This window comes from Maribellus luteus, assembly GCF_003576475.1.
Lineage (GTDB): Bacteria > Bacteroidota > Bacteroidia > Bacteroidales > Prolixibacteraceae > Draconibacterium > Draconibacterium luteum.
Map to the genome: position 1 here is coordinate 1 of NZ_QWGR01000295.1, position 516 is coordinate 516.

General features: G+C 61.4%; 2 protein-coding genes. Both read right to left on the reverse strand.

The window, feature by feature from the left end:
* Window positions 1-309: hypothetical protein (locus tag D1614_RS28960; protein WP_206610222.1), on the reverse strand; the 309-nt coding region annotated here is incomplete at its 3' end.
* A partial coding sequence (locus tag D1614_RS28965; protein ID WP_206610223.1) for a hypothetical protein occupies window positions 306-516 on the reverse strand: 211 nt, incomplete at its 5' end. The genes D1614_RS28965 and D1614_RS28960, both read right to left, overlap by 4 nt.

Here is a 516-nt window from a genome sequence, read left to right on the forward strand (position 1 = left end):
GATGCAGAACGGCATCAGCGCCGTGGTCAGGATCACGAATGGCAGCGAAATGCCGTCGACACCCATGTGGTAGTTGATGCCGGTAGCGAGCCAGGCGGCCTTCTCGACGAACTGGAAGCCGGGATTCGACGGATCGAACCGCATCACCAGAATGAGCGACACCGCGAAAGTGATGATCGTGGTCCACAGCGCGATCCAGCGCGCATTGCCGCGCGCGGCTTCGTCGTCACCGCGGCTGAGGTAAATCAGGATCGCGCCGACGACCGGCAGGAACGTGACGACGGAAAGGATGGGCCAGGTTGTCATCATTGGCCCCCGAGACCGAAGATAAACCACGTGATGAGACCGGCCACGCCGATCAGCATCGCGAATGCATAGTGATAGAGATAACCGGTCTGGAGCCGCACGACGTTGCGCGTGACATCGAGCACGCGCGCCGAGACGCCGTCGGGACCGAACCCGTCGATGATGGAACCGTCGCCCTTCTTCCAAAGGAAGCGTCCAAGCCATTTGGCC